Source organism: Novosphingobium sp. KN65.2, assembly GCF_001368935.1.
GTDB classification, from domain to species: Bacteria; Pseudomonadota; Alphaproteobacteria; order Sphingomonadales; family Sphingomonadaceae; genus Novosphingobium; species Novosphingobium mathurense.
The window spans coordinates 1-16,337 of record NZ_CCBH010000192.1 but is presented as its reverse complement, the minus strand read 5'-3'; the positions used below and the strand labels follow the sequence as shown (position 1 = coordinate 16,337).

Here is a 16,337-nt window from a genome sequence, read left to right as displayed (position 1 = left end):
GCGGCATTCCCCATGATCCGGATCAGCGGAATGGCGGTTCGTTAAAGGCGCGCAACTTGCGGCTGTGAAGGCGGTCGCCTTCCGAGCGCAGCAGGTCGCAGGCCTCAAGGCCGATCTTGAGGTGACCGGCGATGGCTTCCTCGTAGAAGCGGTTGGCCTGTCCCGGCAGTTTCAGTTCGCCGTGCAACGGCTTGTCGGACACGCACAGCAACGTGCCGTAAGGGACGCGGAAGCGGTAGCCTTGCGCACTGATCGTGGCGCTTTCCATGTCGATGCCGATGGCCCGCGAAAGGCTGAAACGATGCGCCGATGCGGCGTAGCGCAGTTCCCAGTTGCGATCGTCGGTCGTGACGATGGTGCCGGTGCGCATGCGCTTCTTCAGGTTCGATCCGCCTTCGCCGCTGACCGTCTCGGCTGCCGTGGCCAGCGCCTGCTGGACTTCGGCAATGGCCGGGAGGGGAATCTCGGGCGGCAGTACCGGGTCGAGCACGTGATCGTCGCGCAAGTAGGCATGGGCCAGCACGTAGTCGCCGATGCGCTGGCTTTCGCGCAGGCCGCCGCAGTGGCCGATCATCAGCCAGGCTTCGGGGCGCAGTACGGCCAGGTGGTCGGTGATCGTCTTGGCGTTCGAAGGGCCGACGCCGATGTTGACGAGCGTGATGCCCGAGCGGTCCTCGCGGATCAGGTGATAGGCCGGCATCTGGTGGCGACGCCATGCCGTGTCCGACAGGCGCTGGCGGGCATTGTCCACCGCCGCGTCAAGATAGAGCCCGCCGGCTCCCGAAAGGGCGACATAGCCGTCGCTCCCGATCATCCGACCTGCCCAGTCAACGAATTCATCGACATAGCGGTGGTAGTTGGTGAAGAGGATGAAGCGCTGGCAGTGCTCCGGGCTGGTGCCGGTATAGTGTGCCAGGCGTGCCAGGCTGAAGTCTGTGCGCAGACCGTCGAACAGCGCGAGCGGAAGCGGATCCTCGGGCGCGAAGAAGTCGATGCCGTCGGCGATCTCGTCACCGATCATCGCCAGATCGGTGCTCGGGAAGTGGCAGGCCAGTTCCTGCGGCGTGACCTGCCCGACCGACATCCCGTCGAGGACATAAGGGAAAGGGATTTCCTGTGCCGAGCGCGAGACTTCGACCTCGATCTCGTACTCGCCGTCCAGCAGTGAGAGCTGTGTCGAAAGATAGTCGCGGAACAGGTGGGGCCGGGTGATCGTGGTAACGTAAGTGCCGGGCTGTGCAAGACGGCCGAACGCCCGTGAATAGACGGCGCCGCGTTCCTTGCCGCCATAGGTGATCCGCAGTTCCGGATAGCACCATTGCCGGTCGGCACGGCGCTCCGGCGGGGGCAGGGTTCCGGTCTTGACGAAGGCTTCGATGTCGGATCGGAGGCAGGCGATGGCGGCCTCGTAAGTGCGATTCAGGTGTTCAAGGGTCTGTTTTATCTTGTCCATTGCCCAAAATTACGCCGTTGGTGTTGCAGCACAAGGGCACTTGGACAGGTCCGCCATGCGTAATGGCTGCGCGCAAAAGGAAAGGCCCCCGCTTCGTTGCCGAAGCGAGGGCCTTCAAACCTTGTGACGCGTAGTCGTCGAAGGTCAGGCTCAGGCCTGCTCTTCGCCTTCTGCCGCAGCCGCCTCTTCGGCTTCCTCGGTCACGATCTCGCCGGGCTCGGCATTCGGATCGTAAGCCTCGGTGAAGCCTGCGGTGTCCTGTTCGAACATCGCAGCCATGACGTCGACGCCCTGCGACTGCAGTTCGGCTTCGTCCGGCGAGCGGGCAACGTTCACCTTGACGTTGACAGCGACTTCCGGGTGCAGGCTGACGCGAACGTCGAAGATGCCGAGCGTCTTGATCGGGCGTTCGAGCACGATCATCTGCTTGCTGACTTCGGCGCCGTCGGCGTTGAGGGCTTCGACGATGTCACGCACCGAGACCGAACCGTAGAGCTGGCCCGAGTTCGACGAGGCGCGGATCAGGACGACCTGCTTGCCTTCGACGTTCGACGAGTGCTGTTCGGCGGCCGAACGCTTTTCGGCGTTCTCGGCTTCGATCTTCGCGCGGTTGGCTTCGAAGACCTTCTTGTTGGCGTCGTTGGCGCGCAGCGCCTTCTTGTTCGGCAGCAGGTAGTTGCGCGCGAAGCCGTCCTTGACGGAAACGACGTCGCCGATGTTGCCGAGCTTTTCGACGCGTTCGAGGAGGATGATATCCATGGGGCTAACCTCCCTTACTTGACGATGAAGGGCAGCAGGCCGATGTGCCGGGCGCGCTTGATCGCCTGGCTCAGTTCACGCTGCTTCTTGGCGGAAACCGCAGTGATGCGGCTCGGAACGATCTTGCCACGCTCGGACATGAAGCCCTGGAGCAGACGGACGTCCTTGTAATCGATCTTCGGCGCGTTCTTGCCCGAGAAGGGGCAGGACTTGCGGCGACGGAAAAATGCACGTGCCATGGATCAGTTCCCCTCGCGTTCGCGGCGGCGACGGTTGTCGCGGTCCGACTTGCGCATCATGACCGACGGACCAGCTTCATGCTCGTCGACGCGGATGGTCATGTAGCGGATGACGTCTTCGTTGATGGCGGTCTGACGCTCGAGCTCGGCGACGGTGTCGCCGTTGGCTTCGATGTTCAGCATCACGAAGTGAGCCTTGCGGTTACGCTTGATCTTGTACGCGAGGTTCTTGAGGCCCCAGGTCTCGGTCTTGGTGACCTTGCCCTGGTTCGACTCGACGATCTCGGTAGCGGCGGCGGCCAGCGCATCAACCTGCGACTGGCTGAGATCCTGGCGCGCCAGGAAAATGTGCTCGTAAAGCGGCACAGCAGCGTCCTTTATCTGTCCTAACCGATCGCTGGCTTGTCCGCGGGATTGCGGGGCCCCTCCGGCTTTCTTCAAACTTCCACGCGATCCTTGGCGGAATGGCGCGGAAGCGGGGCCCTTAGCCGATCTGCGGGCAATTGCAAGCGCAATAGGCAAAATCCGCCTCATCATGCCGGCGTCTTCGCGGCAATGCCGGTCGGCTCAGCTCATTGCCAGCACGAGGTTCCTGACCTGGGGATAGACCTGCCGTTCCCAGCGCGAACCGGAAAAGATGCCGTAGTGGCCGACGCCGGGCTGCAGGTGATGGCGCTTGAGGTGCGGGCGTAGGCTGGAGCACAGGAAATGCGCGGCGGCGGTCTGGCCGACGGCGCAGATGTCGTCACGCTCTCCCTCCACGGTCAGCAGGGCGGTCTTGCGGATGGCTGAACAGTCGACGAGGCGGCCGCGGTGTTCCAGTTCACCTTTCGCGAGCAGGGCTCGCTGGAAGACCTTGTCGATGGTTTCGAGATAGAATTCGGCGGTGAGATCCAGCACGGCGAGATATTCGTCGTAGAATTCGGCGATCTTGTCCGCTTCCAACTGCTCCAGGTCGGCGATGTGCTGGTAGAGCTTGCGGAACTGTCCGAAGTGGCGGTCCTGGTTCATCGCCATGAACGCCGAGAGCTGGACGAAGCCGGGATAGACCTTGCGCCCGGCACCCTTGTAGCGCCACGGGACCGGGTAGATCAGGTTGTCCTCGAACCAGGAATAGGGGTGGCCGGTCGCCAGTTCGTTGACGACCGTCGGCGATTCGCGGGTGTCGATCGGGCCGCCCATCAGCGACATCGAGCGGGGCTGGCAGGGGTCGTCGTTTTGGGCCATCACCGCCACGGCGGCGAGAACCGGGACGCAGGGCTGGCAGACGGCAAGGACATGCGCGCCCTGGCCCAGTTCCTGAAGGAAGCGAATCACGTAGTCGACATATTCGTCGAAGCCGAACGCGCCATCGCTTACCGGAACGTCGCGGGCATTCTTCCAGTCGGTGATGTAGACGTCGTGATCGCGCAGCAGGGTTTCGATCGTGCTGCGCAGAAGCGTAGCGAAGTGGCCGGACAGCGGCGCGACGACGAGGATCTTGGGTTGCGGCGCGACGACTTCGTCCTTGGCGAAGTGCAGCAGGTTTCCGAAGGGCAAGTCCAGAGCCACTTCCTCGCGCACGGACACCTCGCGATTGCCGGAGATAATTCGGCTGATGCCGTAAGGCGGTCGATGATGGGTAATCGCGGTCGTGTTGAACACTTCCGCAAGTGCGAAGAGGCGCCGCGTCATCGGTTCGGCTGACGCATGTCCGAGGAACCTGTTGCGGAAGCTGGTGGCCAGCAGCGAACCCATGCGCGCCGGTGCAAGAATGTCGCAATACGCCTGGTAAGCATGGTAAAGCATTGCTTGCGTCTACCCCCTTTAGCGATGCCCGGACCCTTTCTGGCTCCGGAATCGCATTCGCGCTGGATTCATGCTGCGCTGCATCATAAACATATGCAAGCGAAAGCAGGCATTGGAGGCGGCGACCATGAACGAGACAGCCCCGACGACAGCGAAACTCACTATCTCCAGCAAGACCTATTCGGCATGGTCGTTGCGCGGTTGGCTTCTTTGCCGACTGGCCGGTCTGGAGGTGGAGGAACGCAAGGTCGCAAACGATGCGGCGAACCGCGCGGAACTGCTGCTTCTGTCACCCTCGGTGCTGGTGCCCCGGCTCAATTACAATGGTGCAAGTGTCTGGGATACCCTGGCAATTGCCGAGTTCCTGAACGAGCAGTTCCCCGACGCGGGGCTCTTGCCGGAGGACCCGATCGCAAGAGCCCTGTGTCGCTCGATCTCGGGTGAAATCCATTCGGGGTTCAGCAATCTTCGCTCTGCCTTGCCGATGAACCTGAAGGTCAGGCACGAGAGCTTCCCGGTGTTTTCGGGGGCGAGGCCGGACATCGAGCGAATCGAATCGATCTGGCTGGATTGCCTAGAACGTTTCGGCGGTCCGTTCCTGTTCGGCGAGCATCCGACCATGGCCGATGCGATGTACGCGCCCGTCGCGACACGCTTCATCACTTATGCCGTCCCGCTCGCGCCCGAGTGCGAGGCTTACTGCCGCACGATCGCGGAGTGGGCGCCCATGCAGGAATGGATCGCGGCAGCGAAGGCCGAGCCGGAGGAAATGGAAGAACTCGAAGTCGAGTTCTGAGGCCGCAGGCAGTACGCGCGGATTGCACCGGCACTGCGCCCTTCAAATGCCAATTGGCCCGACGGACGTCATTTCCGCCGGGCCTCTTGGGGACCGTGAATATGGTCTTGTTCTTAGCCCTTGAGCAGCGACATCACGCTCTGCTGGGCCTGGTTGGCCTGGGCGATCATCGCGGTCGAAGCCTGCGAGAGGATCTGCGCCTTGGCCATCGCGGTGGTTTCGGCCGAGTAGTCGGCGTCTTCGATCCGCGAACGGGCGTCGGAGAGGTTGGTGACGTTGGCGGTCATCGTGTTGACAGCCGATTCAAGGCGGTTCTGCGAGGCACCGAGGTTGGCGCGGTAGGTCGAGACTTCGTCCATCGCGGTGTCGAGGCTTGCGAGTTCGGTGCCGGCCAGCGTGGTCACGTTGACGGTGAGGGCGGCGGTCATGCCGGCGCCGGCGTTGACGTTGCCGAACGTCAGGTTGATCGTGTCAGTGGCATTGGCGCCGGTCTGGATCGTGACTACACCGGCGGTTCCTGCGGTGCCGTCGAACAGCTTGTTGCCGTTGAATTCGGTGTTGGTCAGGACTCCGGTAATCTGGCCCTGAAGCTGCGTGACTTCGGTCTGGATGCGGGTGCGGTCGTCGGCCGAATAGGTTCCGTTCGAAGACTGGACCGTCAGTTCGCGGACACGCTGCAGCATGTTGGTGACTTCTGAAAGAGCGCCGTCAGCGGTCTGTGCCATCGAGATGCCGTCGTTCGCGTTGCGGATGCCCTGGTTCATGCCCTTGATCTGCGACGTCATCGAGGTGGAGATCGCGAGGCCGGCGGCGTCGTCCTTGGCGGAATTGATGCGCTTGCCGGTCGACAGGCGTTCCATGGCGGTGCCGAGCATCTTGTTGGCGGAATTCGAGGCATTGGTAGCGCGAATGGCGCTGATATTGGTGTTGATGACAGACATGACGTTTTCCCCAGATTGTGTCGTATCGGGTCCGCCTCAGTGGCGCTCCCTGGACATGGGGAAGGACGGTCGTTTCCATTGGACATTAAGGGGGCGTGGCAAGATTTCTGTCACAAGCGCAGTCCCCGAGCGCGACCGGGTCTTCAAAAAGCCCATGGTTCCGTGGCTTGCGCGCCTTTTTCTTGATCCTTGCAGCTTCTGCGGACATGCACGCGTTCTCATGCTGGAAGCAGCGACACGAAGGAAATAATCCAAGATGGCTACTGGCCTGGTTGCCCTGCTCGACGATGTATCGGTCATTGCCCGCGCTGCGGCAGCCTCGCTCGACGATGTCGGGGCAGGGGTCGCCAAGGCCGGCAGCAAGGCGGCGGGCGTCGTCATCGACGATGCGGCCGTGACGCCGGGCTATGTCACCGAGTTCACGCCTGACCGGGAATTGCCGATCATCTGGCAGATCACCAAAGGCAGCCTGCGCAACAAGCTGTTGATCCTGCTGCCGATCGCACTGCTGCTCAGTGCGTTCCTGCCGTGGGCGATCACGCCGATCCTGATGTTGGGTGGTCTCTACCTCTCCTTCGAAGGTGCCGAGAAGGTAATCGAGAAGCTGGGCGGGATGCAGTATGGCGAGACGCTGGAGACCCCGGTCGAGGATATCGCAGCCTTCGAAAAGGCGCGTGTCTCCGGCGCGATCCGCACCGACCTGATCCTGTCGGCAGAGATCATGGCCATTGCTCTCTCGGAAGTGGCGGACAACACGTTTCTCACCCGCGCAGCCGCGCTGGCGGTCGTGGGCGTGGTGATCACGGCTGTCGTCTATGGTGCCGTCGCCCTGATCGTGAAGATGGATGACATCGGCCTGCACCTCGCGCGCAAGGACAGCAGCGCGGCGCAGGGCGTCGGAAGCGTGCTCCTCAAGGCCATGCCCAAGGTACTGGCTTTGCTCAGCACGGTAGGGACGCTGGCAATGTTGTGGGTCGGCGGAGGAATCGTTCTGCATGGCCTCGAAGAACTCGGCCTTGGTTATCCCGCGCATCTGGCTCACGGGCTGCAGCACAGCGTCCAGGCCGCGAGCGGTGCGCTCGGTGGGGCACTGGGCTGGGTCAGCTATGCCCTAGCGTCATCGGTGGTCGGCCTTGTCCTCGGCACGGTGATTGCCGTGGTCCTGCACCTGATCGCAAAGGCGCGCGGTACCGCGCACTGACTTGCGACGCCGCTTGCCCCTGTCAGGGCAGGCGGTTGAGAATGTCGCGCGCGAAAGCGGTCAGGGTATCGTCGCGCGCGCCCATCACGACGATGCGGTCGCCCGGGCGGGCCATTCCGACGATGCGATCCGCACAATCGCTGCGGGCCGGGACGTGCTCTGCCTTTCCGCCGGCTTCGCCGATCAGCCGCACGATGCGCTCGCTGCCCTGCGAGCGGTCGACGGTTCCGCCGAAATAGACCGGATCGCACAGGATCGTCACGTCGTCAGGGCCCAGCTTGGCCGCGAGCACTTCAGCCAGTTCCGCGCCCATCTGGCGCAAGGGGCCGTAGCCATGCGGCTGGAAGAAGGCGATTACACGGCCCGTGTGCGCCTTGAGCGTTGCCAGCGTGGCCGAAACCTTGTCCGGATTGTGCCCGAAGTCGTCGATAACGGTGATCCCGGAAGGGGAGGTACCGACGATGTCGAACCGGCGCGCCAGCCCCTCGAACGATCCGAGTGCTGCCACGGCCTGTGCCATCGGCACCCCGCAGGCATTCGCAGCGGCTATCGCGGCCAGCGCGTTGTAGAGATTGTGGCGTCCCGGCACCTTGAGCCTGAGCGCATGGGCAGACCCGTCGCGGCGGTCGGTGATCGTGGCGGAAAGCGCGGTCGCATCCTCGACGATGCCTTCTGCAAAGATCTGCGCTTCAGGTGAGGTGATCCCGAAGGTCACCGACTGGCGGGCCCGTGGTGCCAGCGCGGCAGTCTCGGCATCGTCGAGATTGATCGCGGCGGTCTCGGCATGGGCAAGGAAATCGCCGAAGAGCTGGCGCAGCTCATCGAGGCTCTTGTGGTCGAGGCTGACATTGCCGAGCACCGCGACCTTGGGCCGATATAGTGCGATCGAGCCGTCGCTTTCGTCGACTTCGGAGACGAAGACATCGCCCTGACCCACCCGGGCGCTGGCAAAGGGCGCGTCGGGCGAGGCGAAGTTCTTCATGACCGCGCCGTTCATGATCGTCGGGTCTCTGCCGGCTTCGGTCAGGATCCACCCGGTCATGCCGGTGACGGTCGACTTGCCGCTGGTCCCCCCGATTGCGATTCCCGCCGGAGCGGCGTTGAACAACGTCGCCAGCAGTTCGGCCCGGCTCATGCGCGCGCAGCCCAGTTCTTTGGATCGCACGACTTCGGGAACGGTATCCTCGACCGCGGCGGAGGCAACGAGAGTCTGCGTGCTGGATCGCATGCCGCTGCCGTCCTGCGGGAACAGGATGAAGCCCAGTTCTTCCAGCCACGCGAATTTCTCCGGCGTGCGTCCCTGGTCTCGGCTGCGGTCCGAGCCTTCGACCTCGGCGCCAAGACCCTTGAGAATCAGGGCCAGCGGAAGCATGCCCGACCCGCCGATGCCGCAGAAAAACCAGGGATGGGCCGTGAGGGCGTTCGTGTCTGTCATGTGCGCTTCGGTATGCGGCCTTGCCCGTCCTGACAACCTCGATAGGAAGGGGACATGACCCGCATCGCAGTTTGTGCACCGTCCACCCCGATCACCCACGAGGACGCAGAACGCGTCGCGGCTCTGGCTGCCGTGGAATTCCCCGATGTGGAACTGCATGTGCACCCGCAGTGCTTCGAAGTCGAAGGCCATTTCGCCGGCAGCGACTCGCGGCGTCTCGATGTCCTGGTGGAATGCGCGAACGATCCGGGATTCGATGCCGTCTGGTTCGCGCGCGGCGGATACGGGGCGTGCCGGATTGCCGAAGATGCGATCGCCCGCTTCACCCATGTCGCCGAGGCCAAGACCTGGTTGGGATATTCCGATGCCGGCTACCTGCTGGGCGCGCTCTATCGCGAGAAGATAGGGAGGCCCGTGCACGCGCCGATGCTTGCCGACATCCGGCGGGAAGGGGGCGAGGATGCGGTCCGCCGCACGCTCGGCTTCCTGGAGGGAAACGCATCGGGGCTCGAACCTTCGCTGGAGAGCCATCCGACCGTAGCCTTCAATCTCATGACTTTATCCATGCTGTGCGGCACGCGGCTGATGCCGGGCTTGGCCCGCCATATCGTGATGGTCGAGGAGGTTTCCGAGTATCTCTATGCCGTCGACCGGCTGTTCTTTCACCTCACGGCGCATATGGGCGGCATCGCGGGCCTTCGCCTCGGGCGGGTAAGCGACGTTCCCGAGAACGACCGGCCCTTCGGTTGCGATGCAGAGGCGATTGCCCGGCACTGGTGCGAACGCCATGCGATCCCGTTCCTGGGAGCGGCCGACATCGGACACGACGCAGCCAATAAGATAGTTCCCTTCGGTTGAAGAGAAGCGCAGCATCGCTCCCGACAAGAATACCGAGGAGAGACGATGCCGAATCTTCCGATCCGCCAGATCGCCTATTTCGTGCCCGATATCCGCGCCGCCGCCCTGGCACACAGCCAGACCTTCGGTTCCGGGCCCTACTTCGTTGCCGATCACATCCCGCTGACCCGGGCCGTACACCGCGGTGTCGAGCGCGAGCTCGATCATTCCAGTGCCTACGGCCAGTGGGGCGAAGTGATGATCGAGTTCTGCCAGCAGAACAATCCGGGGCCTTCGGCCTTTCACGACGTCTATCCCGAAGGGTCGGGACAGGGCGGCATGCACCACGTCGCGCTGTTCGTGGACGACGTTGCGCAGGCGGCGGCCGAATTTCAGGCGCAGGGCCATGAAATCGCCCTCGACGCCGCGATGACCGATGGCTTCCGCTATGTCTTCGTCGATACCGTCGAGCGTTATGGCCACATGCTCGAACTTTATCAGCCGGTAGCGTCGCTTACGGGTTTCTATGACTACGTTCGCAAGTGCGCCGGAGACATGGCGAAGGGCGTGATCCGCGAGATTTCCTTCAACTGATGTGAGCCACAAGGGGGTTGCCCTCAGGGCCCTGTGACAATAAGCGCTGCCGCTTTCCTCGTCAGGACAGCTTCCACGCAGGAGCCTTGGCCGCAAACCCGCGAGGATGGAGGACACTGAAGATGCGTGCTTTTGTTTTTCCGGGGCAGGGCAGCCAGAAAGTCGGCATGGGCGCAGAGCTCGCCGAAGCCAGCGCGATTGCCCGCGAGGTTTTCGAAGAAGTCGACGACGCGCTCGGCCAGGGCCTGTTCAAGATCATGACGCAGGGCCCCGAAGAGGAACTGACCCTCACCGAAAATGCCCAGCCGGCGATCATGGCCAATGCCATTGCCGTGCTGCGCGTGCTGGAAAAGGAAGGCGGGATCACGCTGGCGGACAAGGCGGACTTCGTCGCCGGTCACTCGCTCGGTGAATATACCGCGCTCTGCGCTGCCGGGGCGTTCAGCCTTGCCGACACCGCGCGCCTGCTCAAGCTGCGCGGACAGTCGATGCAGGCTGCCGTGCCGGTCGGCGTGGGCGCCATGGCCGCGCTGCTTGGCGCTGACATCGAGAAGGCGACCGCACTGGCCGAAGCCGCTGCCGAAGGCGAAGTCTGCGCCGTTGCCAACGACAACGATCCGACCCAGGTCGTGATCTCGGGCCACAAGGGTGCGATCGAGCGCGCTATCGGCCTCGTCAAGGATTTCGGCATCAAGCGCGGTATCGCGCTGCCGGTTTCCGCGCCGTTCCACTGTCCGCTGATGCAGCCGGCTGCCGATGCCATGGCCGAAGCCCTGGAAAAGACCGCGCCGGGCACCCTGCAGGTCGCGCTCTTCGCCAACGTCACGGCCGGTGTCGTCACCGATCCCGCTGAAGTGCGCCGCCTGCTCGTCGAGCAGGTCACCGGTCGCGTGCGCTGGCGCGAAAGCGCGATTGCGATGAAGGAAGCCGGCGTCGAGAATTTCGTCGAAATCGGCGGCAAGGTCGTCGGCCCGATGATCAAGCGTTCGGCCGGTGAAGTCGAAGTTGCTTCGGCCACCTCGATGGCCGAGATCGAAGAACTGGCAAAGGTATTGTGAAATCGTCGTCCCGGGCTTGACCCGGGACCGCTGGCGGTTCGAAGAGACTACGGTCTGCCGAATGCGCCGGCGATGCCGGTCCCGCGCCCGAACGCAGGGGCGGGACGACGTATCAAGGAGTTTCATCAATGTTCGATCTTCACGGTATGACTGCTCTTGTAACCGGCGCCTCGGGGGGCATCGGTTCCTCGATCGCCCGCGCGCTGGCCTCGCAGGGCGCCCGCCTCGTGATTTCCGGCTCCAATGCCGAAAAGCTGCGCGTTTTCCGCGATGAGCTGGACGAGCATACCCCGCAGCACCTGCAGGAAGTCGACCACGTCGCCATCGCCTGCAACCTGTCGAACCCCGAAGACGTCGAGAAGCTGGTTCCGGCCGCGCTCGACACGCTCGGCAAGATCGACATCCTCGTCAACAATGCGGGCATTACGCGCGACAATCTCGCGATGCGTATGAAGGACGAGGAGTGGGATGCGGTGATCAAGGTCAACCTCGAATCCACCTTCCGCCTGATGCGCGCGGTGACCAAGCCGATGATGAAGGCCCGCTTCGGCCGCATCATCAACGTCACTTCGGTCGTCGGCACCACCGGCAATCCGGGGCAGATGAACTATTGCGCGGCGAAGGGCGGCATCACCGCCATGTCGAAGAGCCTCGCGCAGGAACTTGCCAGCCGCAACGTGACCGTGAACTGCATCGCGCCGGGCTTCATCCGCACCGCAATGACCGACGTTCTGCCCGATGCGCAGAAGGAAGCGCTCAACGCAAAGATCCCGATGGGCCGCATGGGCGAGGGCGACGACATTGCCGCCGCGACCGTGTTCCTGGCTTCGAAGGAAGCGGGCTACGTCACCGGCCAGACACTGCACGTCAACGGCGGCATGGTGATGGTCTGATGAATGATCGGGCGATGAAGGGGGCGTGTCAGACTTCCCCGTCGTCGCCCACGATCCTGGCCTCGAGCTGACCGGCCAGGGCGCGCGCGGCGACCAGCAGCGGGTCGTCGCTGCTTTCCGGTGCGGTGAAGTGGATCGACCCGTGCGGCGACCACCACAGGACCCGCAGCCAGCGGTTGCAGTCCTTGCGGAAGATCTCGGCATCCCCGCCCCGGTTGGGGATGGTCACGTTTTCCTTGGTCAGTGGATTGCGCACAGAGGCATCGCCCACGCACAGGCGCACGCCATCGACATTGTCGATGGCCTCGGTCCATTCCTTCAGAGTGATCGGGTGCGCTTCCCCGTCTGGTGCCTCGCGTTCGATGCGCAGGAAGTTGGCCAAGTCACTCCTTTCCCGGTTGCCCGGTTCGCTCTCGATGCGGTGTGAGTGGTACATGTGACCTATTGGATGCCGGGGCAACCCCGTCCTGCATCGGGACCAGGGATCGGAGTAAAGCGGCCAAGGTCCGAAAATCGCGGGAAAACTCCGCATTTATCCCCAGATTCGCCGGAATGCCCGCACTTGATGCTTGCCGCTTCGCTGCGGTGCGTTAGAGATATTCGTCCTGAAATTCGGGATCACCCGATCCCTAGGCCTAGCAAGGGGGACCTGAGGCTATCATGAAGGCCACGATCGAACGTTCCACGCTCCTGCGTTGCCTGTCCCACGTGCAGTCAGTCGTTGAGCGGCGCAATACCATTCCCATTCTCTCGAACGTGCTGATCGAGGCAGCCGCGGGTGGTTCACTGCGGATCATGGCGACCGACCTGGACATCCAGGTGGTTGAGAACCTGAACGCGGTCTCGGTCGACACGCCGGGAGCGATCACGGTTTCTGCGCACCTTCTTTTCGACATCGCGCGCAAGCTGCCCGAAGGCAGCCAGGTGAGCCTCGACGCTGCCGACAACCGCATGGTGGTGAAGGCCGGGCGCAGCCGCTTCCAGTTGCCGACCCTGCCGCGCGACGACTTCCCGGTCATCGCCGAAGGCGAATTGCCGACGAGCTTCGAGATCCCTGCGGCAACGCTGGCGCAGATGATCGACCGGACCCGTTTCGCGATCTCGACCGAGGAAACGCGCTACTACCTGAACGGCATCTTCCTGCATGTCTCGGATGAGGAACTGAAGGCCGCGGCAACCGACGGTCACCGTCTCGCCCGCTTCACGATCAAGCGTCCCGACGGCGCAGAGGGCATGCCTGACGTGATCGTGCCGCGCAAATGCGTGGCCGAACTGCGCAAGCTGCTGGAAGAGGCGCTGGACACCAATGTCCTGATCGACCTTTCGGCCTCGAAGATCCGCTTCACGCTGGGCGGTGAGAACGGCGTCGTCCTGACCAGCAAGCTGATCGACGGCACTTTCCCGGACTACACGCGGGTCATCCCGACCGGGAACGACAAGCTGCTCCGGGTCGATCCGCGCACCTTCTTCGAAGGCGTGGACCGCGTGGCAACCATTGCCACCGAAAAGACCCGAGCGGTGAAGATGGCTCTGGAACCCGATCGCGTGACGCTTTCGGTGACCTCGCCCGACAACGGCACCGCGGCCGAAGAAGTGCCGGCCGAATACGCGTCGGAAGGCTTCGAGATCGGCTTCAACGCCAATTACCTCAAGGACATCCTCGGCCAGATCGAAGGTGACAGCGTCGAAATGCATCTGGCCGATGCCGGTGCGCCGACGCTGATCCGTCAGGACGAAAAGAGCCCGGCGCTCTACGTCCTGATGCCGATGCGTGTCTGACCGCAGGGTTCATGAACAAGACAAGAGGGCCGGAGCGAAAGCTTCCGGCCCTTTTCCTTTTCGGGCATTTGACAGGATCGCTCTCGGGCCACAGCCACCCTGCGACACGGTAGCTGGAGATGAATGGGGAAGATGGGGAGGGAAGCGAAGCCCGGTGAAGCGATCGACCGGCGGGCATGGCGTCTCATTCCGGTCGTGCTCCTGTTCGTTATCTGTGCAATCACAGTCTTTCGTTCCACTGCGAGTGCAGCGCTGCTGCCGGGCCTCGATCGGGGCGCAACCTCCAGTCCGACGCCACCTGCGACAGCGGTTCGGATGAGCGGATCGCGAGGCGTATCGAAAGGATTTCGCGGCCGTGCCGCCCCCGGTGACGCCCGAGCACGCCGCGCCGGACGACGAGATCGGCGAGATGATTGCAAAGAAGCGCAGTGCCGGGCGCGAGGCGGAAAAGGACCTGCGCGATTCGATGAGGCCCGTGGAATAGCTCCACGGATCTCCTGCGCATTAGAACCTACGGCTTGCTGGCTGCTGCGATCATCTTCTCGACCGCTACGAACTTCTCGCGCGGTGAACCGTCGCGGGCATTGGCGACTTCGGCCTCGTCGATCTTCTGCCAGTCGGTGAACTTCATGTAATTGATGCCGCGCTGGGCAGCGAGCGCGTCGAAACCGGGACGCCCTGCCTTGCCGGTGCCTTCGCCGATGTCCTCGGCGACTTTCTCGATGATGGCAAAGCCGTCGGGGCGATTGGTGCCGATCGTCCCGGTCGGCCCGCGCCGCGCCCAGCCTACGCAGTAGAGGCCGGGGGAAATCCGTCCCTCCTCGTTCGCGAAGCGACCGTTGCGCTCATCGAAGGGTACGTCTGGGATCTTGGAGGTCTGGTAGCCGATGCAGGCGACTACCAGTCCGGCAGGAATGCGATAGGTTTCGCCGGTTCCGATGGCCTTGTCGCCATCGAGGCGGGTGCGCTCCACCTCGATCTCCTCGGCGCGTTCGGTCCCGATGATCGCCTTGGGCGAGGCGAAGAAGTCGAACTCGACACGCACCTGATCGGGCTTGCACTCCCCCTGGTCGGTGCCGGCGAAGCTGCGCAGGTGCCCCACCGACTTGCGCTGGCCGGGCTCGAGGGTGGCGTCCTCGCTCTCGTCGGGAAGGTCGGCGGCTTCGACCCGCGGGCATGCCCGTTCGAGGTGGCCCAACTCGCCCAGTTCCTTGGGCGTCATCGCGATTTGGTGCGGTCCGCGCCGACCGAGAATGACGATGCGTCGGATCTTCGAGGCGTCGAGCGCAGTCAGGGCATGGGAGACGATGTCGCTTCCCGCGAACTCCGCCTGCGACTTGGCGAGAATGCGCGCAACGTCGAGCGCGACATTGCCGTTGCCGATGATGACGGCGGTGTCGTGCGATAGGGCGGGGTCGAGATCGGCAAAGTCGGGGTGGCCGTTGTACCAGCCGACGAAAGAGGCGCTGCCGAAGACGTTGGGCAGGTTTTCGCCCTCGATTCCCAGCTTGCGGTCATTGGGTGCGCCAGTGGCGAGGATGACTGCGTCGTAAAGCGCCTGCAGTTCGCTGATCGTCAGATCGCGTCCGATCATCACGTTGCCGACGAAGCGCACGTTGTCGGTCAGCGCTGTCGCCTCGTAGCGGCGCGATACGCCCTTGATCGACTGGTGATCGGGCGCAACGCCGCTGCGGATCAGACCGAAAGGAACGGGCAGGGTGTCGAAAATGTCGACCCTGACGTCTTCTCCCCACTGCTTGAGCGCCGCTTCCGCTGTGTAGTAGCCGGCAGGCCCGGAACCGACGATCGCAATATGCCGCATGAATGAGTCTCCCAGGGTGTGCGGAAGCTGTCCCGCTGCTTTGTGCCGAAGCAAGCATGCCCGGGGGGCAATCGGCAAGAGAAATCGCCAAGAAACCCCGCTTTTGAGCGCCTGATTTGCCGCAATAATGCAACGGTTTGGCCGGTGGGTCGGACCTGCGCCTACGGGTGATGACTTAACCGTTTCGCAATGCCCCTCACGGCATAGACTCATCATGGCATCCAAGGGGCTTCCGACATCGCTGGAAAAGGTGCGGTCCAGTGCGCGCGCGGTGCGTTCGCAGGGCGCCGATGGCGGATTCGCGAAGCGACCCGATTCGCCGCAGCCGGTCGAAAAGACGGAAGCAGGCAACTTCGCGCTATTCCGATCCGACTTGCCGAGCAGCGATCCCCTGCATTTCTTCATCGCGGCCCGCTGGGAGCTGATGGGCCCGGTCATGCTGATGATGATGGTGGCGATGGGGCTGCTGTCAGCCAGCTACCCCGGCCTGTTGCCATCTGCGTGTGGCCTTGTAGCCATACTGCTCTGCCTAGCCTCGCCGATCTTCGCGCGCTGGGAGCAGGCCCTGCATCACACGGCCTGGCAGCGTTACCCGCTGATGCTCCTCGCCGTGGCCGCGCCCATGGGCATCTTCGGTTTCGGAACGGTCCGCTGGAGCCAGTACAGTCCGGACTTCGATCTGGCGCTCATGGTCAATTCGTTCGTCATTCTCATGCTTGTGGCGGGGGGGGGGGCGGCGGGG

Annotated in this window: 17 protein-coding genes and 1 pseudogene; 9 read left to right on the top strand and 9 right to left on the bottom strand. The window is 63.4% G+C overall.

Features of this window, described 5'->3' with window-relative positions:
* Positions 1-22: 22 nt before the first annotated feature.
* From SPHV1_RS20175 to SPHV1_RS20155, 5 genes are all read right to left on the bottom strand, one after another.
* Complete coding sequence (locus SPHV1_RS20175; RefSeq protein WP_054947793.1) at positions 23-1,453, bottom strand: AMP nucleosidase; 1,431 nt, start codon at positions 1,451-1,453, stop codon at positions 23-25.
* A gap of 150 nt (positions 1,454-1,603) precedes the next feature.
* Entirely contained in the window at positions 1,604-2,212 is a 609-nt protein-coding gene (rplI, locus tag SPHV1_RS20170; RefSeq protein WP_054947792.1) for a 50S ribosomal protein L9, read from the bottom strand.
* Between the two features lie 14 nt (positions 2,213-2,226).
* Positions 2,227-2,451 (bottom strand): 30S ribosomal protein S18, encoded by a 225-nt coding sequence (gene rpsR, locus SPHV1_RS20165; RefSeq protein ID WP_039284546.1) that lies wholly within the window; start codon positions 2,449-2,451, stop codon positions 2,227-2,229.
* Positions 2,452-2,454: 3 nt separating this feature from the next.
* Entirely contained in the window at positions 2,455-2,817 is a 363-nt protein-coding gene (rpsF, locus tag SPHV1_RS20160; RefSeq protein ID WP_007011157.1) for a 30S ribosomal protein S6, read from the bottom strand.
* 201 nt (positions 2,818-3,018) lie between these two features.
* The gene (locus tag SPHV1_RS20155; RefSeq protein ID WP_054947791.1) at positions 3,019-4,239 is read right to left on the bottom strand and encodes a polyhydroxyalkanoate depolymerase; all 1,221 of its coding nucleotides are present in this window, start codon (positions 4,237-4,239) and stop codon (positions 3,019-3,021) included.
* Positions 4,240-4,366: 127 nt separating this feature from the next.
* Here SPHV1_RS20155 and SPHV1_RS20150 point away from each other — a divergent pair, with 127 nt between their 5' ends.
* Positions 4,367-5,035: a glutathione S-transferase gene (locus tag SPHV1_RS20150; protein ID WP_054947823.1), complete on the top strand. Its 669-nt coding sequence runs from the start codon at positions 4,367-4,369 to the stop codon at positions 5,033-5,035.
* Between the two features lie 113 nt (positions 5,036-5,148).
* Here the strand turns inward: SPHV1_RS20150 and SPHV1_RS20145 are convergent, their stop codons facing one another.
* Positions 5,149-5,976: a flagellin gene (locus SPHV1_RS20145; protein ID WP_054947790.1), complete on the bottom strand. Its 828-nt coding sequence runs from the start codon at positions 5,974-5,976 to the stop codon at positions 5,149-5,151.
* A 256-nt stretch (positions 5,977-6,232) separates the two neighbouring features.
* Between SPHV1_RS20145 and SPHV1_RS20140 the strand changes: the two genes are divergently transcribed.
* Positions 6,233-7,177, top strand: a complete 945-nt coding sequence (locus SPHV1_RS20140) for a DUF808 domain-containing protein (RefSeq protein ID WP_054947789.1) — start codon at positions 6,233-6,235, stop codon at positions 7,175-7,177.
* A gap of 22 nt (positions 7,178-7,199) precedes the next feature.
* Here the strand turns inward: SPHV1_RS20140 and SPHV1_RS20135 are convergent, their stop codons facing one another.
* Positions 7,200-8,612, bottom strand: a complete 1,413-nt coding sequence (locus SPHV1_RS20135; RefSeq protein ID WP_054947788.1) for a Mur ligase family protein — start codon at positions 8,610-8,612, stop codon at positions 7,200-7,202.
* Positions 8,613-8,666: 54 nt separating this feature from the next.
* On the opposite strand from SPHV1_RS20135, the gene SPHV1_RS20130 reads away from it, so the two are divergent.
* The 4 genes from SPHV1_RS20130 to fabG all read left to right on the top strand — a co-directional run bounded on the left by SPHV1_RS20130 (position 8,667) and on the right by fabG (position 11,994).
* Positions 8,667-9,470, top strand: coding sequence for an LD-carboxypeptidase (locus SPHV1_RS20130; RefSeq protein ID WP_054947787.1), 804 nt, complete (start codon positions 8,667-8,669; stop codon positions 9,468-9,470).
* Positions 9,471-9,515: 45 nt separating this feature from the next.
* Entirely contained in the window at positions 9,516-10,043 is a 528-nt protein-coding gene (locus tag SPHV1_RS20125) for a VOC family protein (RefSeq protein ID WP_054947786.1), read from the top strand.
* Between the two features lie 122 nt (positions 10,044-10,165).
* Positions 10,166-11,101: an ACP S-malonyltransferase gene (gene fabD, locus SPHV1_RS20120; protein ID WP_054947785.1), complete on the top strand. Its 936-nt coding sequence runs from the start codon at positions 10,166-10,168 to the stop codon at positions 11,099-11,101.
* A 128-nt stretch (positions 11,102-11,229) separates the two neighbouring features.
* Positions 11,230-11,994, top strand: coding sequence for a 3-oxoacyl-[acyl-carrier-protein] reductase (gene fabG / locus SPHV1_RS20115; protein ID WP_054947784.1), 765 nt, complete (start codon positions 11,230-11,232; stop codon positions 11,992-11,994).
* Positions 11,995-12,022: 28 nt separating this feature from the next.
* Here fabG and SPHV1_RS20110 read toward each other — a convergent pair whose 3' ends face one another.
* Entirely contained in the window at positions 12,023-12,430 is a 408-nt protein-coding gene (locus tag SPHV1_RS20110; protein WP_231634778.1) for a hypothetical protein, read from the bottom strand.
* A gap of 224 nt (positions 12,431-12,654) precedes the next feature.
* Between SPHV1_RS20110 and dnaN the strand changes: the two genes are divergently transcribed.
* Both dnaN and SPHV1_RS26010 read left to right on the top strand, forming a co-directional pair.
* Entirely contained in the window at positions 12,655-13,773 is a 1,119-nt protein-coding gene (dnaN, locus tag SPHV1_RS20105) for a DNA polymerase III subunit beta (RefSeq protein WP_054947783.1), read from the top strand.
* Between the two features lie 355 nt (positions 13,774-14,128).
* Positions 14,129-14,257: a hypothetical protein gene (locus tag SPHV1_RS26010; RefSeq protein ID WP_255352306.1), complete on the top strand. Its 129-nt coding sequence runs from the start codon at positions 14,129-14,131 to the stop codon at positions 14,255-14,257.
* Between the two features lie 27 nt (positions 14,258-14,284).
* On the opposite strand, the gene SPHV1_RS20100 is transcribed toward SPHV1_RS26010, so the two are convergent.
* Positions 14,285-15,595: an FAD-dependent oxidoreductase gene (locus tag SPHV1_RS20100; protein WP_054947821.1), complete on the bottom strand. Its 1,311-nt coding sequence runs from the start codon at positions 15,593-15,595 to the stop codon at positions 14,285-14,287.
* A 214-nt stretch (positions 15,596-15,809) separates the two neighbouring features.
* Here SPHV1_RS20100 and SPHV1_RS20095 point away from each other — a divergent pair.
* A pseudogene (locus SPHV1_RS20095) lies at positions 15,810-16,337 on the top strand (diguanylate cyclase); the annotation flags it as partial.